This window comes from Bacillus cereus group sp. MYBK227-1, from assembly GCF_051916325.1.
Lineage (GTDB): Bacteria > Bacillota > Bacilli > Bacillales > Bacillaceae_G > Bacillus_A > Bacillus_A cereus.
On record NZ_JBQAGK010000011.1, the window covers coordinates 38,561 to 64,544 of the forward strand.

Here is a 25,984-nt window from a genome sequence, read left to right on the forward strand (position 1 = left end):
CCTACACTTTATTTGCAGTTATTGGGCTGCCCTTTTCGTTCATAGCGTTGCATCTTTTGCACTCTCTACTTTTCAGTTAATGAAAGGGATGTTTCTTTTATCTCTTCAAATTCATTTAATAGGTACTTAGCTATCTTTTCAACTGCGGGGAAGTCTACTATTTCCTCATGTGATCCAGGGACAGAATACTTATTTACTCTTCCTTTTAATAAAGGTCCCCAATCTGTAAACAGCTCTTTTCCTTCCTCAGCACTAAAATAGAGAACTTCTCCAGAGTATGGTATTAAATCATGATCTGCCATTATGTTTAGGCATTTCCTATGAGCATTGATAACTTGCTTCAAATTCATAAGATCTGCATCAGGCGGGAGTACTCCTTCCATAAGTAATCGCTCTACAAGCATATCTTGTTCATGGAAGAGGCCTTTCCCCCGCTCAGTAAAATCTCTAGAAATGAAATGCTCATATATATATGAGAGCATATCCTCCGTTGTTTTATAGTCCTGCTCTGAAGGTACTTTAGTATCCATTAGTATCAACAACTCAACTTCCTCACCTTGATTCTTTAGTACAGTTGCGATTTCATAAGCAATCGCACCGCCTAAAGACCATCCTCCAAGACGATATGGACCTTCTGGCTGAACACGTTTGATTTCTTCAATGTAAAGTTGAATTACTTCCGGCAAGGTCAATTCATCAATTTCTCCCTTTTCTATAAGAGGATTCTGTAAACCATAAAATGAACAATGGTTCTTAAGTAATCTTGCTAGTTGAATGTAACAGAATACATTTCCCATAAACGGATGAACACAGAAGAAAGGTCTTTTCTCTGATTCTTGTAGTGGAACCAGCGCTGATACAGATTTTGTCATATCATGCTTATCGCGAATAAGGCATGCGATTCCTTCCAATGTTGGATTCTTAATCAATGTAGACACCTTAATCTCTTTTCCAAACTTCTCCTTAATTTTTGAAATCAATTTAATTACAAGGAGAGAATGTCCCCCTCTATTAAAGAAATCATCATTTACATAGACATCTTCTATCTGTAACACATCCTGCCAGATTTTAATCAACTGATATTCAATTTCATCCCTTGGAATGATTGGTGTAGACAAATTATTTTCTCTTTGAATTGTTAAACTGTTCAATGCCTTTCGATCAACTTTTCCATTCGGTGTAAGAGGAATCTTGTCTACCTTTATAAAGTGTGCGGGAACCATATAATTCGGTACTTGTGTCTTGAGATATTCACGCCAGTCATGCATACTTCCATCTCCAACTACATAAGCAACCAATCTCTGCTCTCCTAGCTTATCCTCTGTCACCAAAACTACTGCTTCTTTTACCATTGGATGCCTCTCTATACTCGCTTCAATCTCTTCAAGTTCAATACGAAAGCCCCTAATTTTCACTTGATTATCAATTCTTCTCAAGTAATCTAAATTACCATCAGGTAAATAACGAACCAAATCTCCCGTACGATATAAACGCTCTTCTTCATTAAATGGATGACGGATGAATCGCTCTGTTGTTAATTCTGGACGATTCAAGTATCCTCGCGCTATACCTGCACCACCAATATATAGCTCACCTGTTACACCAACTGGAACAGGTAACAAATTTTTATCTAATACATAAGTTTGAACGTTCGGCAACGGACGTCCAATTGTAACTCTCTTACTATCTGTTTCGATATGATAACACGTTGCATCAACCGTACATTCTGTAGGACCGTATACGTTATAAAAATCAATTTTTTCAGTCTCTACTAGCTGTTTCCATAATGACGGCATGATTGCTTCACCACCGACCAATATCTTGCTTGGCACATGAACATCAGCACTTGTTTCTAGTAATCCTCCATCTATAAGTAATTGAAGTAATGAAGGTGTCATATCAAACATTTCCAATTTATTCTCCCTAATATAAGACACAAATCGTTCCGGATTAGTGCGAACTTCACTTGGGATAATATATAAACTTGAACCATACAGCAGCATTTGTAATTGCTGAATAGATACATCAAAGGCAATTGACGCATTCAAACCGACGCGCATATTACTAGGTATCTCATGTGAGAAAACTTCTTTTTGTAAACCATAGGATAGGTTTATTACAGAATGGTGCTGTACTAAAGCCCCCTTTGGATTCCCTGTCGAACCAGAAGTATAGATAACATACGCTAAGTTTTCCCCTGTTACCTCACATATTGGTGAAAGTTTGCTTTCTTGAGAAAGCATTGCTTGGTCCCTATCTAGGCAAACTGTCTTGATGTCTTTAGGTATCCATCCTAGTAATACCTCATTTGTAACTAACACTCTAATTCCCGTGTCTTCTAAAATATATTGCAGGCGGCTTTCCGGATTCGATGGATCTAATGGAACATAGGCTGCTCCAGCCTTCCAAATTCCCATGAGACCAACAACCATCTCAACTGAACGCTCAAAGCAAAGGCCAACTAATGACTCTGTCCCAATTCCACATTTCTGTAAATGATGAGCTAATTGATTAGCTCTTTCATTCAGCTCTCGATATGTTAGTTGCTGTTTTTCATCTACCACTGCCAACGCGTCAGGCGTACGATGTACTTGCTCTTCGAATAGTTGATGGATTGCATTCTCACGTGGATAGGATATAGTATTATTATTCCATTCTTCCAATAGCTTTCTTTGTTCAGCTTCCGTAATATATACTAGCTCCGATAGATTTTGATCAATGTTTTTGAGCATTTGCATTAACACTTGGTGTAAATGACCCAGCATTCGTTCAATGGTTACTCTATTAAACTTACTACGGTCATACATTAACTTTAACGATAACTGGATTCCTGGAACTACAGCTAACCCTAATGGGTAGTGGGTTTGTTCTACCCCTTCCAATTCACCAATTTCCAGATTTTCTGAAGACTCCTCTTTCACTGGATAATTTTCAAACACATATAAACTATTGAACAGCGGTATTCCTCTAGGAACTTCACTCCACCCCTGAATCTCTGTCAAAGAAGCATACTCATATTGTCTTCTTTCTATCTCTTCCTCTTGTATCTTCTGCAACCAATCTATTAATTTTATATCATCCATCAATTGAATTCGCGTCGGTGACGTTGTAATGAAAGGACCTACGATGTTTTCAACATCAATAATATCCGTAGAACGCCCTGAGCTTGTTACACCAAAAACAATGTCATTTTCTCCACTATATCGGCTCATGAGATATGCCCATGCACCTTGAATTACTGTACTCAAAGTAAGTTTATTGCGTTTCGCCCATCCTTGTAACGCTTGAGTCTGCTCTTCTGATAAATACGTAACCTTCTCTGTGTAACCTTTTTCTTCCTCTTTACTTTCTAAGCCCAGCAAAGTTGGCGCAGTAAAACCTTTTAGCTTCTCTCTCCAGAATTGTTCCGCCTGCTCCTTATCTTGCTCTCTTAGCCATTGGATATATTTCTTATATGGTGAGGACTTAGGTAACTTCACAGCTTCTCCATTCATTCTCTTCTGATAGACTGTAAGTAATTCATTAAATACTAATGGTAAACTCCATCCATCCAGTAAAATATGGTGATGGGTCCAAACAATCCGATATTCTTCCTCACCTTCTTGAATGACTGTTACCCGCATCAATGGTGCTTCATCAAATTGGAAGGCTTGTTTTCGATCTAATGCCAAAAAGACTTTTCTTTTTTCCTCTATCTCTTCACTTGTCATTGTACGCCAGTCTTCTTTGTTCACTTTAAATGGGATATTTTCATACACCACTTGTACAGGTTCTTCAATTTCGTCCCATACAAATGCTGTACGAAAAATTTCATGCCGCTGAATTACAGATTTCCACGCCTGCTCAAATGTAGAAATATTCATTTTTCCTCGAATCATAAAACTCAATTGCACTATATACGGTGCAACATGTTCATCCCCTTGGTCATGCAATGTGTGGAAAATCATACCTTCTTGCAAAGGTGATAGTGGATATAAATCAGTAATCTGATTGTTCTTTCCGCGATGCATTTTGTTTAGTACATTTGTCAAACCTTCTTGGCTAAGATTAGCCATTGCAAAATCCGAAATGGTCAGTGCAGATTCTCTATCTGAAAATTGAATCAATGTACTCAGTTGATATAGCATATTCTGTGCAATACTTTGAATCGTTGATTTGGCAAATTGTCCAACATTGTATACCCAAGTGAACTGAAGTTTTCCATCCGTTACAACCCCAATTACATCAATTACATGCGATCGCTTGGAACCGGCAGCATGATCTAAACGCTTAAATTCGTTCTCCGGAATAAACATTGCATCGCTAGAAAACATTTGGTCAAATTGTCCAAGATAGTTAAAACTAATAGACGGTGTATATTGGGAGCTTAATGGCTCACACATTGTTGTGTTCATGTAACGCAACACCCCATAATCAACACCCTTATTAGGAATTTTGCGAACTTGTTCTTTAACTGCTTTTAATGCTGCAATTGGCGTATTAGCATTAGTAATATTTAAATGAACTGGGTAAATACTTGTAAACCATCCCACGGTTCTCGATAAATCAACATCTTCAATAATCTCTTCTCGACCATGTCCCTCTAAATCTACGCTTAGTATCGGCTGCCCCGTACATGCTGCTGTAGCTTGTACCAATGCTGCTAATAATACTTCATTGATTTGGACACGGTGAGTGCTTAAAGTCTCTTGCAATAACATACGGGTCTCATTCTCGTTTAACACCACAGTAATTTCCTCAGTTACTGCGCTTACTGGATTACTTATAGTACCATCTACTGGCAGTATAACTACGTCTTGTTCAACCTGCTGCTCCCAGTAATGTAGCACTTCTTTTGATATTCCAGTTTGAGCGTAATGTTGTAATTTCTCCGACCATTCTTTAAAAGATGTACTCTTCATAGGTAATTGAATTTTTTGCCCTTGGACCGCTTGCGTATATGCTGTTTGCAAATCTTCCAATAAAATCCGCCAAGAAACACCATCCACGGCTAAGTGATGAATTGTCCAAAATAATCGACCAGTCTCCTCACCTTCATCAAAATACACCATTCTCATTAAAGGACCATCATGTAAATTCAATCTTTCTTGTGCAACATTAATCTCTTTTTGAATAACTTCATGCCAATCCGCTTCCGGCACTTCGTCTAATGAAATGACAGTCAGCATCAATTGTTCTTCAATTCCTTCATTCCACTGTTCCCAAGTCCCATTAGGTAAACGTTCATATCTTAAACGCAGGGCATCATGATGAAGTAGAAGGTTACGCGCTGCCTTTTCCAGTGATCCTATGTCCAATTTTTCTTTCGTTCTAAAGAACATGGATTGATTCCAATGATGTGGATTAGGATGATTTTGCGCAAAAAACCTTTGCTGAATAGGTGTAAGTATCGTCTCTCCAGTTATAATTCCTTGTTCAGCTTGTACACCTTGTTCTTCTTTGACTACTTGCGCTAACTCAGCAATCGTTTGGTGTTCAAATAGTTGTTTTGGTGTCAACTGTAAACCAGCTTGCTTTGCGCGAGAGACAATCTGAATGCTAAGAATTGAATCTCCACCAATTTCAAAAAAGTTATCATAAATACCAATACGTTTTGAACCTAGCACACGTTCCCAAATGATAGAAAGCTTATGTTCACGTTCATTTCTTGGGGCTGCGTAGCCTTCTTGTATTCCTTGATAATCTGGTATAGGTAACGATTTCCGATCAACCTTTCCATTTATGGTTAGCGGTAATTCTTTCATTTCGACAAAGTAGGAAGGTATCATATGGATTGGCAGTTTTGTTTTAAGATACTCTCGCCATTCTTCTACACTACCTTCGCCCACTACATAAGCTACTAACCTCTTATCTCCCGACTGATTTTCCCTAACTATTACAACTACCTCTTTTACCAAGTCATGCTCTTGTAAAGTCGACTCAATCTCCCCAAGTTCGATTCGAAATCCTCTAATCTTCACTTGATTATCCATTCTTCCTAAGTAGTCTATATTACCATCAGGAAGATATCTCACAAGATCGCCTGTTCTATATAACCTCTCGCCTTCTTTGAATGGATGAGAAATAAATCGTTCGGATGTTAACTCTGGACGATTCAAGTACCCCTTTGCTAGACCTACTCCTCCGATATAAAGTTCCCCCATCACACCAACTGGAACTAGCAACCTATTACTATCTAATACATAAGTTTGGACGTTAGGCAATGGACGTCCAATTGTTACTCTCTTACTATCTTTTTTGATATGATAGCATGTTGCATCAACCGTACATTCTGTAGGTCCATATACATTATAAAACTGTATTTTATCAGTCTCTACTAGCTGTTCCCATAATGACGGCATAATTGCTTCACCACCAACCAGTACCTTACTTGGAGCATGAACGCCATCGCACGTTTCTAACAATCCGGCATCTATAAGTAATTGAAGCAATGAAGGTGTTATATCAAAGATTTCTAACTTGTTCTCCCTAATATAAGCTACAAACTGCTCCGGATCACTTCGTACTTCATTCGGAATAATATACAAACTTGAACCATAAAGCAGCATTTGTAATTGCTGGATAGATGCATCAAAGGCAATTGACGCATTTAAACCGACATGCATGTTAGATGGTATCTCATGTTCGAAAACCTCTTTTTGTAAACCATGCGACAAGTTTAGTACAGAATGATGTTGTATCAAGACACCCTTTGGATTCCCCGTTGATCCTGAAGTATAGATAACATACGCTAAGTTTTCTCCTGTTACTTCACATTTTGGTGAAAGAATGCTTTCTTGTGAAATCATTGCTTGATCCCTATCTAGACAAACTATCTTGATTTCTTTAGGTATCCAGTCTTCCAATGACTCGTTCGTAACTAATACTTGAATTCCAGTGTCCTCCAAAATATATCGTAGACGACTCTCTGGATATGATGGGTCTAATGGAACATAGGCTGCTCCAGCCTTCCAAATCCCCATAATACTAACAATCATCTCAACTGAACGCTCAAAGCAAAGTCCAACCAATGATTCATTCCCAATTCCGCATTGCTGAAGATAGTGGGCCAATTGATTAGCTTTTTCATTCAGCTCTCGATACGTTAACTTCTGTTTTTCATCTACCACTGCTACCGCATCAGGTGTACGATTTACTTGCTCTTTAAACAGCTGATGAATCGTACTTTCCTGTGGATATGCTACAGCATCATTATTCCACTCCTCCAACTGTTTTTGCTGTAATCCTGACAATATAGGCAACTTAGCTAATGATTTATCAGGATTCTCCACGATTACATTCAACCAGTTCCCAAAATGTTCAGCCATGGATTCAATAGTTAAGCTGTCAAATAAATCAGTTCTATAAACAAAAGTAAGTAATAAACCCTCTTCCACTTCTGCAGCAGTTAAACTTAAATCAAACTTAGCGATAGGAGCATTACTTTCTATTACTTCTATATTTCTTCCATGTAGTTCTGGTAGCTTCTGTCCCGTATTTTGCAAAGTAAACATGGTTTGGAAAATCGGAGAATGGCTTGTATTTCGTTCAGGTTGGATAACCTCTACAATTTTCTCAAACGGAACATCTTGATACTCATACGCCTTCAATGCTTTTATCCTCACTTGAGACAACAACTCTTGAAATGCCGGTGCATTACTTAAATCAGCTCGATAAACCAATGTATTGACAAAGAAACCAATCAGCCCTTCAATTTCTCGATAATTTCGATTTGCAATTGGGCTGCCAACAATAATATCCGTTTGTCCCGTATAACGAGCAAGGAAACTTTGATACGATGCCAATAAGGTCATGAAAAGCGTTGCCCCTTCTTGACGACTTAGTTCGTTTAATTTATCCAGTAATGAGCGTGACAACAGCACATTATGAGTTAATCCATGGTGGGTTTGCACTGGCGGACGCGGACGATCCATTGGCAACATTAAGACTGGTAACTCACCAGATAATTCTTCCTTCCAATATGCAAGCTGTTGATTTAGTACTTCATCTTTCAACCATTCTCTTTGCCACTGAGCAAAATCTGCATATTGAACTGGTAGTGGTTCCAGCTCTGCTTGTTTTTCACCAATCGCATTCTCATAAAATGCCATCCATTCTTGAAGTAAGATTTCCATCGACCATCCATCTGAGATAATATGATGCATATTACACAGAAGAACCCATTCTTCTTCTGAAATTCTTATGAGTTTCCCACGGAACAATGGCCCTTGTTCTAAATCAAATGGAGATTCGACTTCAGTTTGAATCCATTGCTCCAACTTTCTTTCTCTCTCCTCTAATGAAAGCTTAGTTAGGTCCATTTGCGGAAGAGGACGGAAAATATAAGGTTGAATCTGCTGCACAGGATGACCTTCTTCTTCATGAAATACCGTCCGCAAAGATTCATGACGCTCTATTAACTGATTCCATCCCAACTCCAATCCCTCAGGTAACCAATTCCCTGTAAGGCGGCATGCCATTGGCATATTATAAAGTGCACTATTAGGTGCAAATTGATCAATAAACCATAAGCGCTGTTGGGCATAAGATAGTGGAATATTATTTCCGCGTTCCATCGGCACCAATGGTGGAATTTCTCGTTTTTCGCTCCCCTTACGTAACTGATCTATTCGTTTTGATAATGCCTCGACCGTTGAATATTCGAACAGTTCACGTACTGGCAATTTGATTTGAAAGACTTCCTGTAAACGTGAGACCACTTGTGTAGCAAGTAGAGAGTGACCACCAAGCTCAAAGAAAGAATCCTGAACACCAATTTCTTTTATTCCTAGCACTTGCCTCCACACTGAAGCGATAAGTTCTTCCAGCGGAGTTCGTGGGTATACAGTATTTTCGGCGGATTGTTCACTAAGTATAGGCAATGCCTTCAAATCAAGTTTTCCATTCGGTGTAAGTGGTAAAACTTCCATCTCAATAAAGTTTGTTGGAACCATGTAATTTGGTAAATGTGTTTGTAGATGTTCTCGCCATTCATGTACACTTCCTTCACCAACTACATAAGCTACTAATCTCTTGTCACCTTGATTATCCTCTCGTACCAATACAACTGCTTCTTTCACAGAAGAATGTGCCTGCAAAACAGCTTCTATTTCTCCCAATTCAATCCGGAAACCACGAATTTTCACTTGGTCATCTATACGGCCATGGAACTGGAGATTACCATCAGAAAGATAACTTGCTTTGTCTCCTGTATAATAGAGACGTTCTCCTGACTTGAAAGGATGTGGAATAAATTTTTCCTTTGTAAGATCCGGACGATTAGCATATCCACGTGCAAGATTCTTCCCTCCAATATAGAGATCTCCAATTACACCAATTGGTACTAGCTGAAGATGAGAATCTAACACATAAACTTCTGTATTCGCAATCGGTCGACCAATCGATGGCGTACCTGTTGTCACTCCTACAGGTACATAACAATCTGTGGTAACAACGGTATTTTCCGATGGCCCATACTGATTAATTACCGCAAAAGGAATATCGTTAGATGGATACTGCGTTAATTGATCCCCACCAGTAATGATAAAACGAAGATCCGTTTTATCTGGCCAAGATAATTTCAAGAGCCTTTCCAGAATAGGCGTAGGTGCAAAGCTAGCTGTTATTCGTGAATCAATGAGCCAGTCCCTTAGTGCTTCTGGATTAATTCTCAGTTCCTCTGTTGACAAGTAGAGTGCTGCGCCAGCAGTTAGATACGGCCAAATCTCCTGGACAGCCGAATCAAAAGCAACCCCTGCAATCTGAGTCGCACGATCCTCTGCTGAAATATGATAAACTTCCTGATGCCAAGAAACCATATTCATTAATGAGCGATATTCAACCATGACACCCTTCGGTTTTCCTGTAGAACCAGAGGTATAGACAATATAGGCTAAGTTCTCTGGATTTATTTGACGTGTAGGTGCGATTACGCTTTCCACCGTTAATTCTTCTAACCTCACCATTTCGACGTGTGCGAAATGTCCTTCTTGTCCTTCCGCCGTCACTACAAATTGAATTCCTGCATCTTCAATCATGTATTCTAACCTTGATTTTGGATACAACGGATCTAAAACGACATAAGCTCCACCAGCTTTTAAAATGCCCAGTAAACTTGCCATCAGCTCAGCTGACCTCGGAAGATAAACTCCTACCACTGACTCTGGGGCTACTCCCTTTCGTTGTAAAACATTTGCCAACTGATTTGCTTGTGTATCCAGTTCACCATAAGTCCACTGTTTTGTTTGGTCAACTACCGCAATCGCATCAGGACGCCTTGCTACTTGCTCCTCAAATCTGTCGCAAACAAGACCCTGATGAGACATTTCCATTACAGTGTCATTCCATGTTTCTAATAACAAAGTACGCTCCGGTTCTGATAGCATACTCAGGTCATGCAACGGATTTTGTGGACGATGAGAAACTTCATGTAGCCATTTCTCAAAGTGTCCTGCCATCCGTTCAATAGTAGTAGCATTGAATAAATCCTTATTATACTCAAAAGTAAAAAGTAACCCCTCTTCCGTCTCAGCTGCCATTACACTTAAATCAAACTTTGCAATTGGACTATGGCTTTCTATCATTTCAATACTTCTACTAGATAACACCGGAAACTCTTGTTTCATATTTTGCAAAATGAACATAGTCTGGAAGATTGGCGAATGACTTGTACTTCGCTCCGGTTGCACAACTTCTACAATTTTTTCAAATGGAATATCTTGATATTCATACGCCTTCAATGCCTTTTGACGAACCTGATACAGTACATCTTGAAATGTCGGTCTACCACTCAAATTAGCTCGATAAACCAGCGTGTTAACGAAGAAACCAATTAGTCCTTCAATTTCTCTATAATTCCGATTCGCAATTGGGCTTCCGACCAGAATATCTTCTTGTCCCGTATAACGAGATAGAAAACTTTGATATGCAGCTAAAAGCGTCATGAAGAGTGTAGCCCCTTCTTTTCGACTAAGTTCATTCAATTTATCATGTAACGTGCTTGGCAGAACCAGAGTGTATATCGACCCGTGATGAGTTTGTATCGCGGGACGCGGGCGATCCATAGGAAGTTGGAGTACAGGAAGCTCCCCAGACAATTCTTCCCTCCAATATTGGAGTTGTTGATCAAGCACATCCTCCTTTAGCCATCCTTTTTGCCACTGAGCAAAGTCGGCATATTGAACCGGCAATGGTTCAAGTTCCGCTACCTTTCCATCCGTTGCTTTCTCATAAAATGCCATCCATTCTTCAAGTAGGATTCCCATTGACCATCCATCTGAAATGATATGATGTAGAGTACAAAGGAGTATCCATTCTTCCTCTCCCACGTGCAAAATACTTGCCCTGATTAATGGACCCTCTGTTAAATCAAATGGCACTTCTGTTTCTTGTTGAATTAAACGTTTAACTTCTTCTTCTTGATCTTCAGAAGAAAGCATAGTTAAATCCGTTTTCGGAATTGATTGAAAAGCATACGGTTCAATTTGCTGTACGGGTTGACCGTTCACTTCGTGAAAGACCGTCCGCAGTGATTCATGACGTTCTATTAGTTGATTCCATCCCGTTTCCAATGCTTCAAGTAGCCAATTCCCTGTAAGGCGGCATACCATTGGTATATTGTAAAGGGCACTATTAGGTGTAAATTGATCAATGAACCATAAGCGTTGTTGGGCATAAGATAGTGGGATAGCTTCTCCTCGTTTCATTGGTATCAGCGGCGGAATCTCTCGTTTTTTATCTCCTTTACGTAACTGATCTAATCGCTTTGCCAGTGACTCCACCGTTGTATATTCAAATAGTTCACGTACTGGTAATTCAATTTGAAAAATTCCCTGTAAACGTGAAACTACTTGAGTAGCTAGTAGTGAATGACCACCGATTTCAAAAAAGGAATCCTGAACATTAATATTTTTTATTCCTAACACTTGGCTCCAAACGGAAACGATAAGCTCCTCCACTGGTGTTCGTGATGAGGTAATATCTTCACTTATGAACTGTTCTTCTAATTCCAGTAAGGCTTTCCGATTCACCTTACCATTTGGAGTGAGTGGCATACCTTCAATTTTGAAAAAGTATGCCGGAACCATATAATGTGGCAGTTGCTTCTTGAGATATTCACGCCACTCCCCAGTATCGCCTTCACCCACTACATAAGCTATTAACTGCTTATCTCCTGGTCGATCTTCCTTCACCAACACGACTGCCTCTTTTACAGATGAGTGATCATGTAAAGCTGCTTCAATTTCTCCCAATTCAATTCGGAATCCTCTAATTTTAACTTGGTTATCTATTCTTCCAATATATTCTAAGTTACGATCATTCATATATCTCACCAAGTCACCCGTTCGATATAATCGTTCCCCATCCTTAAAGGGATGCGGAATAAAACGTTCAGTAGTTAAATCCGGTCGATTGAAGTAGCCACGTGCTAATCCTACTCCTCCAAGGTAAAGTTCCCCTGCCACACCAATCGGGACGACTTGTTGATATTGATCTAACACATACAACTCTGTATTATCAATCGGACGACCAATCGGAATAAGCATTGGTTCTTTTTCTAAATCACAATCGTAATAAGTCACATCCACAGTTGCTTCAGTAGGACCATACAAGTTAATTAACTTTGTTTGCTGAACATTGTAAAAGATCCCCTTAAACCGGCGAACCTGCTCAGTGTTTAACGCTTCTCCACTAGTAAAAACTTGAATTAAAGACGATACATCCCTTTTCGAATTATATAGTTCCATATAATCTAAGAAAGTAGATAACATCGACGGAACAAAGTGCATGGTGGACACGCGATATCGTTCAATATACTCTTCAATCACCGCAGGATCTTTCTCTCCTCCTGGTGGAAGTAAACAAACACGTGCTCCTACAAATGACCACCAAAATAATTCCCATACAGAAACATCAAATGAAAACGGTGTCTTTTGTAGGATTGTATCCTCCCCGGACAATGGGTATTTTTTCTGCATCCACTGTAGGCGGTTGATAACGGAATGATGTTCAATCATTACCCCCTTTGGATTTCCCGTCGAACCCGAAGTGTATATAATATAGGCTAAGTTATTTGCTGTTACTCCACTTACCGGAGCTAAATTACTCTCTTTAGAAATCATCACTTGATCCCGATCTAAACAAATTGCTTGAATATCTTTAGGTAACCAGTCCTGTAGTGCCTCTTTTGTTAACAGCACTTGAATTTGTGAACTCTCCAAAATATATCTCAGGCGGTTTTCAGGATAACTTGGGTCCAGTGGGACATAAGCCCCACCTGCCTTCAAAATCCCAAAGAGACCGATAATCATATCAGGAGAACGTTCAATACATATACCAACCAATGATTCAGGTCCGATACCTCGTTTTTGTAGAAAATGTGCCAATTGATTCGATTTTTCATTTAGTTCTTGATACGTTAGCTTTCCACCCTCATAAACTACCGCCACTGCATCAGGTGTCCGTGCAACTTGTTGCTCAAATAGCTCATGAATCATACAATCATGACCATAAACTACGTCCGTATCATTCCATTCTTCTAAGAGTTGTTTTTGCTCAGTATCCGATAACATTGACAGCTTTGTATATGATTCATCTGGATGATACGTGATTTCATTTAGCCAGTTCTCAAAATGTCCTGCCATACGTGCAATGGTACTACTATCAAATAAATCCGTGTTGTATTCAAATGAGACGAATAGACCTTCTTCCACTTCATAGGCAGTTAAGCTCAAATCAAATTTAGCAATAGACATATTACTTTCTACCATTTCAATACTTCTATCAGGCAAATCTAGTCGTTCTTGTTTTATATTCTGTAGCGTAAACATGGTCTGAAATATAGGGGAATGACTCATGCTTCGTTCAGGTTGCACAGCTTCTACCATTTTTTCAAATGGTATATCTTGATATTCGTAAGCTTTTAACGCCTTTTTCTTTGTTTGGTTCAAAATCTCCCGAAAAGTAGGGGTGCCACTCAAATCTGATCGATAAACCAATGTATTAACAAAGAAACCAATTAATCCTTCTACTCCCTTATGGTTCCGATTTGCAATCGGGCTACCAACTAGAATATCTTTTTGTCCCGTATAACGAGCGAGAAAGCTCTGGTATGCGGCCATTAAAGTCATAAATAAAGTGGATCCTTCTTGTCGACTTATATCCTTCAATTGACTGAGCAATTTATAAGGAAAAATCACGTGATGCGCAGCCCCAGAGTAAGTCTGCTTAACCGGTCGAGGTCGATCCACTGGCAGTTGTAAGATAGGAAGCTCACCAGACAATTCTTCCTGCCAATACGTAAGCTGACGATTTAGCACATCACCTTGCAACCACTCCTTTTGCCACTTCGCAAAGTCTGCATATTGAATAGATAATGAACTTAATTTAGCAGGATTTCCGCCTGTTTCTTCTTCATAGAAAGCAAGGCATTCATTCATGAATATACCAATGGACCAAGCATCAGAAATAATATGATGCATCGTACACAGTAATAACCATTCATCCTTCTCTAATTGAACAAGCTGATTACGAATTAAAGGACCATTCATTAAATCAAATGGTTCTTGCGCTTCTCTCGCAATTAAACTATCTACCTCTTTTTCTTTTACTTCTAGAGGAAGTTGAGAGTAATCCCTTACAGGTAATGCGCTAGGAAGGAATTCGACAATTTGTTGCACAGGCTGTTCTCCTATTTCTTTAAAAACAGTTCGTAATGATTCATGACGTTCAATGAGTCGATTGAATCCCTTCTCTAATGCTTCAGGTATCCAATTTCCTTTTAGATGCCATACTGTTGGAATATTATATAAAGAACTGTTTGGGTTAAATCTGTCCATAAACCACAAACGTTGTTGTGCATAAGACAACGGGAGTGCTTCTTTATTCTCCTTTTTTTGCATTTGCTTCTGAAGCCATGCTCTCTTCTCAGGAGAAAGTGAACTCAGCTTTGCAAGTAAATCACTTCTCATTTTTTTACCCCTTCCTCAATCAAATTACTCTCGAATATCCCTTGTGCTTCTTCCTCTGATAGCTCCTCTAATTGCTTAAGTAGTTCCAATAATTCTTCATCATTACTCACTTCTGCTTCTTTTTGAACATAGTCTTGAAGACTTACATTCTCCTTACTATCATTCTGCATTTCTTGATTTTTGTTATCGAGCAATTGATCAATCTGTTCTGCCAATTGCTGCACCGTATGAAACATAAATAAATCATGCAATGGTATCTCGATTCCAAAAGCCTCTTTAAGATTGGAAACAGCTTGCGTAGCAAGTAATGAATGTCCACCAATTTCAAAAAACGAATCCTGAATTCCGATGTTTTCCATACCTAAAACTTCATGCCATATCGAAACAATTGTTTTTTCCGTAGACGTACGAGGAGCAATATAACAACTCGCTATCTCCTGCTTCTCTGGTGCTGGTAAAGCCTTCCTATCAATTTTCCCATTAGGAGTGAGTGGAAATGCATTTAATCCAACAAAATAGGATGGAATCATATAATTTGGTAGTTGATCCTTGAGATAATCACGCCACTTTTGAGCATCCCCGTCTCCTACAACATAGGCGATCAAACGTGGATCGCCAGGATAATCTTCCCGCACCATTACAATAGCTTCGTTAACTAATATATGCCTTTGTAATGCCGCTTCAATTTCTCCTAGTTCAATCCGGAACCCACGAATTTTTACTTGATGATCAATTCGTCCAACATACTCCAAATTTCCATCTGGTAAATACCTTACTAGATCTCCAGTCCGGTATACTCGCTCTCCTTCTTTAAACGGATGCGATATAAAAAGATTTTGCGTTAAGTCAGGGCGGTTTAAATATCCACGTGCTAACCCTGATCCACCAATGTATAGCTCACCAACTACACCAATTGGAACCATTTTTTGTTCGGCACTTAGTACATATACTTCTGTATTGAATATTGGTTTACCAATTGGTGGTACCCTATACATGACACCCTTTTCTAATTCCATATACGTGGAATACGTAGTATCTTCGGACGGTCCATATAGGTTGTACACCTTTTCGATCGTACTTCTCTCGTATAAATCTTGAACAAGCGAATATGGCAATGGTTCTCCAGCCAAATTCATCACCTTTACCGAAGAAGGGATTGTTTTTGCTCGAACCAGTTCCTTCGCTGCCGATGGTACAGTATTAACCAAAGTTACACCTTTGGTAGACAACTTCTCTAGATGTAGAGCATTTTCAGTGACAATCACCTTACCACCCATCGTTAAGGGAACAAATACTTCAAAAACGGATAAATCAAAAGATAGCGAAGTTGAAGCTAACACTCCCGCTAATTCCTTTCGGGAATACGTATGATGCGCCCAATGAATCATTGTTACTGTATTCCTGTGCTCAATCATTACTCCCTTTGGATTTCCAGTGGAACCTGAAGTATAGATAATATAGGCTAAGTTATCGCCCGTCACTTCACTCGTACATACCGTAGTTACTTCTTGTTCTATTTCTGCTCGATTACTATCAATACAAATCACGTTGACGAGTTTAGGTATAACCATTTTTTGTTGTAACTTTTCCTGTGTCACCAGTACCTTTATTTGAGCATCTTCTAAAATGTACTGTAGTCGACTTTCCGGATACACTGGATCAATTGGGACATATGCTCCTCCCGCCTTCATAATTCCTAAGAGACCGACAATCATCTCAGATGAACGTGTGACGCAAATCCCAACTAATGATTCGCATGTTACACCATTTTTTTGTAAATAATGTGCCAACTGATTCGAGCGTTCGTCCAACTCTCGATATGTTAGTTCTTCATCTTCGCACACTACTGCAATTGCTTCTGGTGTTTTTTTCACCTGTTCTTCAAACATTGTATGAATCGTACTTTCTTCCATATCTATAACACGCGATTTATTCCATTCCTCTAGTAGTTGCTTATATTCTACTTTCGATAACATATTCAGTTCTGATAATACACCTTTTGGATGAGAGACAATTTGATTTAACCAATGCTCAAAATGACTTGCCATACGTTCAATGGTTGTATCATCAAACAAATCAGTATTGTATTCAAAGGTTAGTGATAATCCTTCTTCCGTCTCAGTAACAAATAAACTCAAATCAAATTTCGCTACAGAAGCATGGCTTTCCATGAGTTCCATTTGTCTTTCAGATAGCTGAGGAAATTCTTGCTTCGCATTCTGTAAAGTAAACATAGTTTGGAATATTGGTGAATGACTTGTATTCCGTTCCGGCTTTACGGATTCTACCACTTTCTCAAATGGGATGTCCTGATACTCGTATGCTTTTAGTGCTTTTTTTCTTACCTGCGACAAAAGTTCTTGGAACGACGGATTTTCACTGAAATCAGCTCGATAAACCAACGTATTTGCAAAGAAACCTATTAATCCCTCAATCTCTTTCACATTTCGATTAGCGATTGGGCTTCCAACCAAGATGTCATCCTGTCCTGTATAACGAGAAAGGAAGCTTTGATACGCTGCCATCAATGTCATAAATAAAGTGCATCCTTCTTGCAGACTTAAATCTTTGAGCTTTTCCTGTAGGGAATTCGCCACTATTAAGGACTGACTTGCACCACGATGGGTTTGAACTGCAGGTCGAGGACGATCCATCGGTAATTGTAAAACCGGTAGTTCCCCAGATAATTCTTCCTTCCAATATTGAAGGTGCTGATTCAAATTTTCTTCTTTTTGCCATTCCTTCTGCCACATGACAAAATCTGCATATTGGATAGATAATTCCTTCAATTCCGCCGGTTTTCCGCTTAATGCTCCTTCATAAAAAGCCATCCATTCTTCAAGTAAGATTCCCATTGACCATCCATCTGAAATAATATGATGCATCGTACAAATGAGAATCCATTCTTCCCTGTCCACTTTCAATATTCGTGTTCGAATCAGAGGATCTTGTCCAAAATGAAATGGTTCCTCAGCTTCGTTTTGAATGAGCCGTTTCATTTCTCTTTCCCTATCTTCCAAAGAGAGATCTGTTAGATTCGTTTGAGGAATATGTCTGAATACATGAGATTGAACTTGTTGAAAAGGTTCACCCTCTTGTTCTAGAATTATCGTCCTTAATGATTCATGACGCTCCAACAATTGATTCCATCCGGCCTCCAATGCTTCAATTGACCATTCACCTGTTAAGCGACACGCTGCATGAATATTGTACATAGCACTATTTGGCATTAATTGATCAATAAACCATAGACGTTTCTGCGCATAGGAAAGTGAGATAATTTCTTCTCGTTTCATAGGTACAAGGGGAGCAACCTCTCGTTTTTTATCTTCTTTTCGTAACTGATCCACCCGTTTCGCCAATGCTTCCACTGTATCGTGCTTGAAAAGTTCACGTAATGGAATTTTAATTTGGAACAGTTCTTGCAATCGAGAGACAATTTGAGTAGCAAGTAGTGAGTGCCCACCACGTTCAAAGAAGGAATCTTGAATACCAATATTTTCTGTTCCTAACACTTGGCTCCAAACCGAGGCAATAAGCTCTTCCGATGGCGTCCGAGGTAGCACATTTAAATCTTCAATAGCTTGCTCATCAGGTGCTGGCAAGGCCTTTCGGTCAATTTTCCCATTCGGAGTAAGTGGGAAGTGTTCTAACTCTATAAAGTGCGCTGGAATCATATGATTCGGTAATTGGTTTTGTAAATACTCTCTCCACTCCTCGGTATTTCCATCGCTTATTACATATGCAACCAATCGTTGATCACCTGGACGGTCTTCTCTAACTAATACGACAGCCTCTTTAATAAACGAACATTTTTCTAAAGTGGCTTCAATTTCTCCTAATTCAATCCTAAAACCACGCATTTTGACTTGATGATCCATTCTACCTATAAATTCTATATTTCCATCAGTTAGATATCTTACTGAATCTCCTGTTCGATATAGTCGTTCCCCCAATCGAAATGGGTGCGAAATGAATTTTTCAGTAGTAAGATTCTGACGATTTAAGTATCCACGCGCTAAACCAGCACCACCAATATATAACTCACCCTCAGTTCCTATTGATTGCAAGCGTTGATTTTGGTCTAATACATATAATTGCGTGTTCTGTATTGGCTGCCCAATAGAAACAAATTCTTGATTAGGCTGAATATCAAATGCATTCACATAAATAGTGGCTTCAGTTGGTCCATAAAAGTTGGTTAATTTCACTTGTCCACTATAATTCCATTTCTGTTGAAATCGTCTAACTAACCCTGAACTTAGTTCTTCTCCACCAGAAAATACATGGCGTACGGACGAACAATTCATGTTCATTTCAATATGATTGAAGTGATCTAAGAAAACAGATAACATCGAAGGTACAAATTGAACTATAGTAACCTGATGTTGTTTAATCACTTCAGCTATAATAGAAGGATCTTTTTCTCCACCTGGAGGTAGGAAAGATACACTTGCACCAACGTGAATGCCCCAAAACAATTCCCAAACAGAGACATCAAATGAGAATGGCGTTTTCTGCAAGACCACATCCTTTTCAGAGAGCGGATATTTATGTTGCATCCATTCTAGATAATTAATTACTGAATGATGCTCAATCATTACTCCCTTTGGATTCCCTGTAGATCCTGAAGTATACATAACATACGCTAAATTTTCTCCTGTTACACCACTTATACATGGGGTTGTTTCTTCTTTTTCAATTGCAGTATAATCTTTATTCATACAAATCGTTTCAATATTTTCAGATACAAACAAATTTTTAGAATTCTCTTCCGTCACTAGTACTTCGATTCCAGCATCCTCTAATATATATCGAAGTCGACTCTCTGGATAAGTAGGGTCAAGTGGAACATACGCTGCTCCTGATTTTAGAATACCTAATAACGCTATCATCATTTGTAATGAACGTTCCATATATACCCCAACTAGAGACTCTGGGCCTACACCATGCTTTTGTAAATAATGAGCTAGCTGATTTGCACGCTTCTCCAACTCTTTATAGGTAATTTGTTCATTTTCGTAACTAGCCGCGATTGCTTCCGGTGTTTTTTTAACTTGTTCCTCAAACATCGTATGAATCATGCCTTCAGCCGAATAATTAACTTGAGTATGATTCCATTCCTCTAGTAACTGTATCTGTTCTTCTTCTGTTAAATGAGTAATTTCAAATAGTTTTGAATCTAGGCTCTTCGTCATCTGAATTAATATTTGCAATAAGTGATTCTGAATCCGATTTATTGTTTCTTCATTAAAATAGCTTCGATCATACATCAACTTTAAAGTAATTTTCTTACCGGGCATTACAATGAGTGTTAAAGGATAATTTGTTTGTTCCGTGCTTGTAACATCTAGTAATCTTAAATCATCATTTCTCTCACCTTGAATTGGATAATTTTCAAACACATACAAGGTATGAAATAAGGAGCTATTTCGCGGAACCTCACTCCAGCCTTGAATATCTATCAACGAATTATACTCATACTGTCTTCGTTCCATTTCTTTCATTTGTATTTTACGAAGCCAATCTACTACTGATGTATTATCCGTTAATCGAATTCTGGTAGGTAATGTGTTAATAAATAGCCCCACCATATTCTCTGCTCCTATTAAATCAGTAGGACGTCCAGCGCTAGTTACGCCAAATACGACGTCATTGTCACCGCTATACCTACTCATCAAATAAGCCCATGCACCTTGTACTAACGTATTCAACGTTAATCGACTATTTCGTACCCACTCTTGTAAATTCTCAGTAAGTTCCTCAGATACTTGATAAGCACACTCCCCATAACCCTTCTCTTGTCCTTGATCCTTTCTTTCCATTGCTAATGGAGTAGGTGCATAGAATCCTTTTAATTCTTCTTTCCAAAATTCCTCTGCTTGACTTTGATCTTGTTTATTTATCCATTGAATATATTTTTTATAAGGAAGAGATTTAGGAAGATTCAAAAATTCTCCCTTTATCATCTTGAGATAAACTTCCATCACTTCACTAAAGACCAATGACACACTCCATCCATCTAGCAAAATATGATGATGTGTCCAGATAATTCTCGTTTCCTCTTTTGCTTCTTTAATCGCAGTGACTCTCATCAATGGTGCTTCATCCAATAAAAATCCTTTCCTACGATCTGCAGTCAAAAACTGTTGTAATTTCTTCTCCTTCTCCTCATGCGAATAGGTACTCCAATCCTCTTGATGAATAGTAAAAGGAAGACGTTCGTAAACTGCTTGTAGAGGTTTTTCTACTTCTTCCCAAACAAATACTGAGCGCAGAACCTCATGTCGTTGAATAACATATTCCCAAGCTTTTTCAAAAGTGGCAACATCCAATTGCCCCCCGAGCAAGAAACCTACTTGTACAATATAGGAAAAAGAATGTTCATCATCTTGATCGTATAAAGTATGAAACAGTATTCCTTTTTGCAAAGGTGATAAACCATATATGTCAATAACGTCTCCCATTTTTACACCCTCTTCTTTGTTAATTTAAGTAATACTTTGCTTAAGCTTTCTTCCGTAAGATCCTCTGCATCAGCAAAATCTGATACCGTAAAAGCAGACTCTGTTGTTGGTTTATTTATAAGTTGACGGAGATGCCTTAACATACCATCTGCTATCACTTGAATTTTCAATTTAGAAAACTGTTCCCTACTATACATCCAAATAAAATGTAACTTTTCATCTTTCACCATTCCGATAACATCAATTAGATGAGACGGTTTGGAATCTGGAGCATGATCTAAAAATGTAAATCCTGTCTCTTGCATAAACAAAGAGTCCCTTGAAAACACCTGATCAAATTGGCCCAAATAGTTAAAGCTTATTGAAGGCTTTTGCTGATAAAACGGAAGTAATCCTTTATTCAAGTAACGTAAAATACCATAGTCAACTCCGCGATTTGGAATTCGACGTAATTGTTCTTTGACAGCCTTTAACCCTTCAATAGGTGTCTGAGTTCCTTGAAAATTGAGATGAACGGGATAAATACTCGTGAACCAGCCCACTGTCCTTGATAAATCAATACCTTCAATCATCTCTTCTCTTCCGTGTCCTTCTAGATGAATAGAAACGGTTTGCTGATTTATACAATCAACGATAGCTTGTCCTAATGCCGTTAATAGTACCTCATCAATCCTTGTCTTATGAGTGACTAGAACTTCGTATAACAATGTTTGTGTTTCTTCTATTCCTAGAGTCCTCGTCACTTGATCAATCGATTCTTCTGTTGTTTCTTGTATTGGATAGTCCATTGGAATTTTCATCGTTTCTTTTTCTACTTGTTCATTCCAATAATTTTGTACTTCTTTTGAAATACCCGAATCACTGTATGTCTGGAGTCGTTCAGACCACTCTTTAAAAGATGTACTTTTCGCAGGTAAGCGAACTTCTTGACCTTGTTTCATCTGGTTATATACCACCTGTAAATCTTCCAATAGAATCCTCCATGACACTCCATCTACTACTAAATGATGAATCACCCAGAATATTCGATCATTTCCAGTCAAGTTATCTTCAAAGTACACTACTCTCATTAACGGACCAGTAACTAAATTGAAACTAGCTTGATTAATGTTCATCTCTTCTTGTATTATTTTATTCCACTCTTTTTCATTAACTTGATTACGTTTTACAACATGGAGTACTGACAGCTCATCAGTCCCTTCATTTCTCTGCCTCCACGTTCCGTTTGGTAACTGTTCGTACCGGAAACGTAAAGCATCATGATGTTTCAGTAAATTTAATATCGCTCCCTCTAGTAATTTCACATTCAATCTTTCTTTTACTCTTAAAAGCATTGATTGATTCCAATGCTCTGTATGTGGATGTTCTTGCTCGAAGAACCAGCACTGAATTGGAGTAAGAGGCACATCACCTATCACAATTCCCTGCTCCGCTTGTACTCCCTGCGTTTCTATAGCCACTTGTGCCAGCTCAGCGATAGTTGGGCATTCAAACATTTGCTTTGGAGTAAGTATTAACCCCACTTGACTTGCTTGAGATATGATTTGAATACTGAGAATCGAGTCGCCACCAATTTCAAAGAAATTATCATAGATTCCCACCTTTTTAACACCTAATACTCGCTTCCAAATGGCAGTCAGTATCTGTTCGTTACTATTCCGAGGGCCAACCCATTCACTATTAATCTGCTTTTCCTCTGGCATAGGTAAGGCCTCACGATCAACTTTACCGTTAGCTGTAAGTGGAATAGCTTCCATCGCCACAAATCCCGAAGGAACCATATAACTTGGTAGTTTCGCTTTAAGATACTCTCTCCACGCATCTACATTTCCATCTCCTACAACATATGCTACTAATCTTTTATCGCCCGGCTGATCTTCTCTTACAATTACAACTGCCTCTGTTACAGATGCATATGTATTTAAAGTAGACTCAATTTCCCCAATCTCAATTCTGAAACCACGTATTTTAACCTGATGATCAATTCTTCCACGATAATCTAGATTCCCATCTGGCAAATACCTAGCTAAGTCTCCTGTCCGGTATAATCTTTCTTTCGGATTACTACTAAATGGATGAGATATAAAACGCTCTGCTGTTAATTCAGGTCTATTTAAATATCCACGTGCCAATCCTGCTCCACCAATATAAAGTTCACCATCAACACCTATAGGAACAGGTTGTTGATAAGCGTCTAGTATATACACTTCTAAATCGGGAATCCGCTTTCCAATATTACTTCTTGAAGCATGCTGCACATCATCTTGAGTAATTGGATAATATGTAACATGAACTGTAGTTTCTGTAATTCCATACATATTAATTAACTGTGGTTTTTTCTCCCCATACCTTTGAAACCACGGTAACAAGCCAATAGGTTCTAACGCTTCTCCGCCAAATATCACGTAACGCAGCTGCAAATTTTTATTCTTATCTTCTTGTTCACACACTCGTATTAATTGGCGGAATGCGGAAGGTGTCTGATTTAGAACTGTGACTTCTTCCTCCACCAATACTTGATAAAAATCCTTAGGTGATCGACTAATCCAGTACGGAACAACAACTAATTTCCCACCATATAATAACGCTCCCCAAATTTCCCATACTGAGAAATCAAATGCATACGAATGAAAAAGCGTCCAAGTATCTTTTTCATTAAACTGATACAAACAATCCGTCGATTTAAATAACCGTATAACATTGTGATGCTCTATCATAACGCCTTTTGGATTTCCCGTTGATCCCGAAGTATAGATTACATATGCCAGATTTTTGGGACCGACACTAGAAACCGGCAAAGTCTTACTTTCTTTCCCAATCTCATCTTGATCACGATCCAGGCAAATCGACTCAACATTTTCTGGTAACCAGTTCAATTCTTTTAAACTTTCTTGCGTTACGAATAACTGAATGCTAGCATCTTCTAAAATATATTGAAGTCGCTGCTCTGGATATGTTGGATCAAGTGGAACATAAGCCCCACCAGCCTTCAAAATTCCTAAAATACCTACAATCATTTCGAGGGAACGTTCAACGCACAGTCCAACTAAAGTATCAGGTCCTACTCCCTTTTTCTGCAGATAATGAGCTAACTGGTTTGCACGTTCATTAAGCTCCTTATAAGTAATTTTTTCTTTTTCATACGTAACTGCAATAGCATTTGGATAAATCATCGCTTGCCGTTCGAACATTTCATGAATAGTTACTTGAGGTGGGACATCCAGTTTAGGATTGTTGAACTCAACTAAACTTTTTCTTTTATCTTCCTCAGAAATGATTTCTATTTCAGCCACCTTCTGCTTTGGGTTTTCAAAAATATTTTCCAGTATCACTAGCATAACGTTAAAGAATCGTTCTATCTCTTCCTTAGAAAATAGCTCCTCACGATAATCAATATGTACATGTAAAGAGTCTATATCAATTAGATTTTCAATATGAACTGCAAAATCTTGTACTTCTTCACGGTTTGGAATCCATAGTGAGTCACCACTTTCATCACGATCCCTATAATCAATCGTAGTTCCGAAAAGTCTCACATTACTGTTATTCTCTTTATTAATCTGCTTTAATAACAAATCAAATGGATATTTCTGGTGTCTTAATGATTTACTTTGTTTTCTGGACACTCTACTAATAAATGAAAGTACTTCTTCTTCTGGATCAATATCCATTCTTAAAGGAACTGTACTCACCATCATTCCAATCAATTTTCGTTCCATTTTAGTCATACGGTTGCCGTAAGCCATTCCTAAACCAATATCAAGCGATGAGGTCCACCGATACATGGACAACGAAAAAGCAGCAACAAAAAGAGTATACAAACTAATTTTGTAATCTTCAGAAAATTTTTCTATCTTTCTCTTCAAATGTTCCGTTAATATAAACGTCTCACGTGATGCTTTTGTACTAACTTGGTACGTATTATAAGGCTTCAATCCAGTCACAGATGGCAGTGTTTTAAATTCCTCTAACCAAAATTTTTGATCTTTTTGAAAGCGACTACTATTCAAGTATGTTTGTTCGTTGGTCAGAAATTGAACATATGAATTTTTAATTTCGCCTTCCTGATTCTCGTTATGCATGTCATAATAATATTTTGCAATCTGCTCAGTAAATATTTGAATTGATAAACCATCCATAATAATATGATGAACATTTCCAAAGACTGCACATTCATTATCGTTTAATTTTATTAAAGCGAAATAGTATAAATTTGAATTAAATAATGTAAACGTTTCTTTTGTTTTCTGCTCAATCCATTCCTCAAGCAAATTTGTATTCTCCACATTACTGAAATCAAAAAACTCAAATTCTTGTTCTTCATGTTTAGTAAAATATTGTTTCGGTTCCTGATGCCCATTTTCTTTTAACCTAATGCACAGACCGTCATTTTCACTGATAACGCGATTCACAACTTGGTTTAATTTTGAATAATTCATTTTTCGATGAAGTTTAAATAAAAATCTTAAATTACATATTCCTTTATCAGAATAAACGACTTCTGTATACCATATTCTTCGCTGCGGATGGCTTAATGGATAGCATTCCTCATTGGTCATAAAAATCTTC

Annotated in this window: 3 protein-coding genes; all 3 read right to left on the bottom strand. The window is 38.3% G+C overall.

Annotated elements, in window-relative coordinates; translation table 11 throughout:
* Positions 1 to 65: 65 nt before the first annotated feature.
* Genes ACTFRM_RS28470 through ACTFRM_RS28480 form a run of 3 tightly spaced genes read right to left on the bottom strand, consistent with a single transcriptional unit; the run spans position 66 to position 25,974 of the window.
* Positions 66 to 14,948 carry a non-ribosomal peptide synthase/polyketide synthase gene (locus ACTFRM_RS28470; protein WP_440043812.1) on the bottom strand — a complete coding sequence of 4,961 codons (14,883 nt, stop codon included), beginning with the start codon at positions 14,946 to 14,948 and terminating at the stop codon, positions 66 to 68.
* Positions 14,945 to 21,415, bottom strand: a complete 6,471-nt coding sequence (locus ACTFRM_RS28475) for an amino acid adenylation domain-containing protein (RefSeq protein ID WP_440043813.1) — start codon at positions 21,413 to 21,415, stop codon at positions 14,945 to 14,947. Before ACTFRM_RS28475 ends, ACTFRM_RS28470 begins: the two co-directional genes overlap by 4 nt.
* A gap of 2 nt (positions 21,416 to 21,417) precedes the next feature.
* Positions 21,418 to 25,974, bottom strand: coding sequence for an amino acid adenylation domain-containing protein (locus tag ACTFRM_RS28480; RefSeq protein WP_440043815.1), 4,557 nt, complete (start codon positions 25,972 to 25,974; stop codon positions 21,418 to 21,420).
* Positions 25,975 to 25,984 lie beyond the last annotated feature (10 nt).

What these genes read in the sequence shown, in the direction of transcription:
- ACTFRM_RS28470 (WP_440043812.1), bottom strand. Translation starts at nt 14,948, where the DNA reads ATGAGAAGTGATTTACTTGCAAAGCTGAGTTCACTTTCTCCTGAGAAG.
- ACTFRM_RS28475 (WP_440043813.1), bottom strand. Translation starts at nt 21,415, where the DNA reads ATGGGAGACGTTATTGACATATATGGTTTATCACCTTTGCAAAAAGGA.
- ACTFRM_RS28480 (WP_440043815.1), bottom strand. Translation starts at nt 25,974, where the DNA reads ATGACCAATGAGGAATGCTATCCATTAAGCCATCCGCAGCGAAGAATA.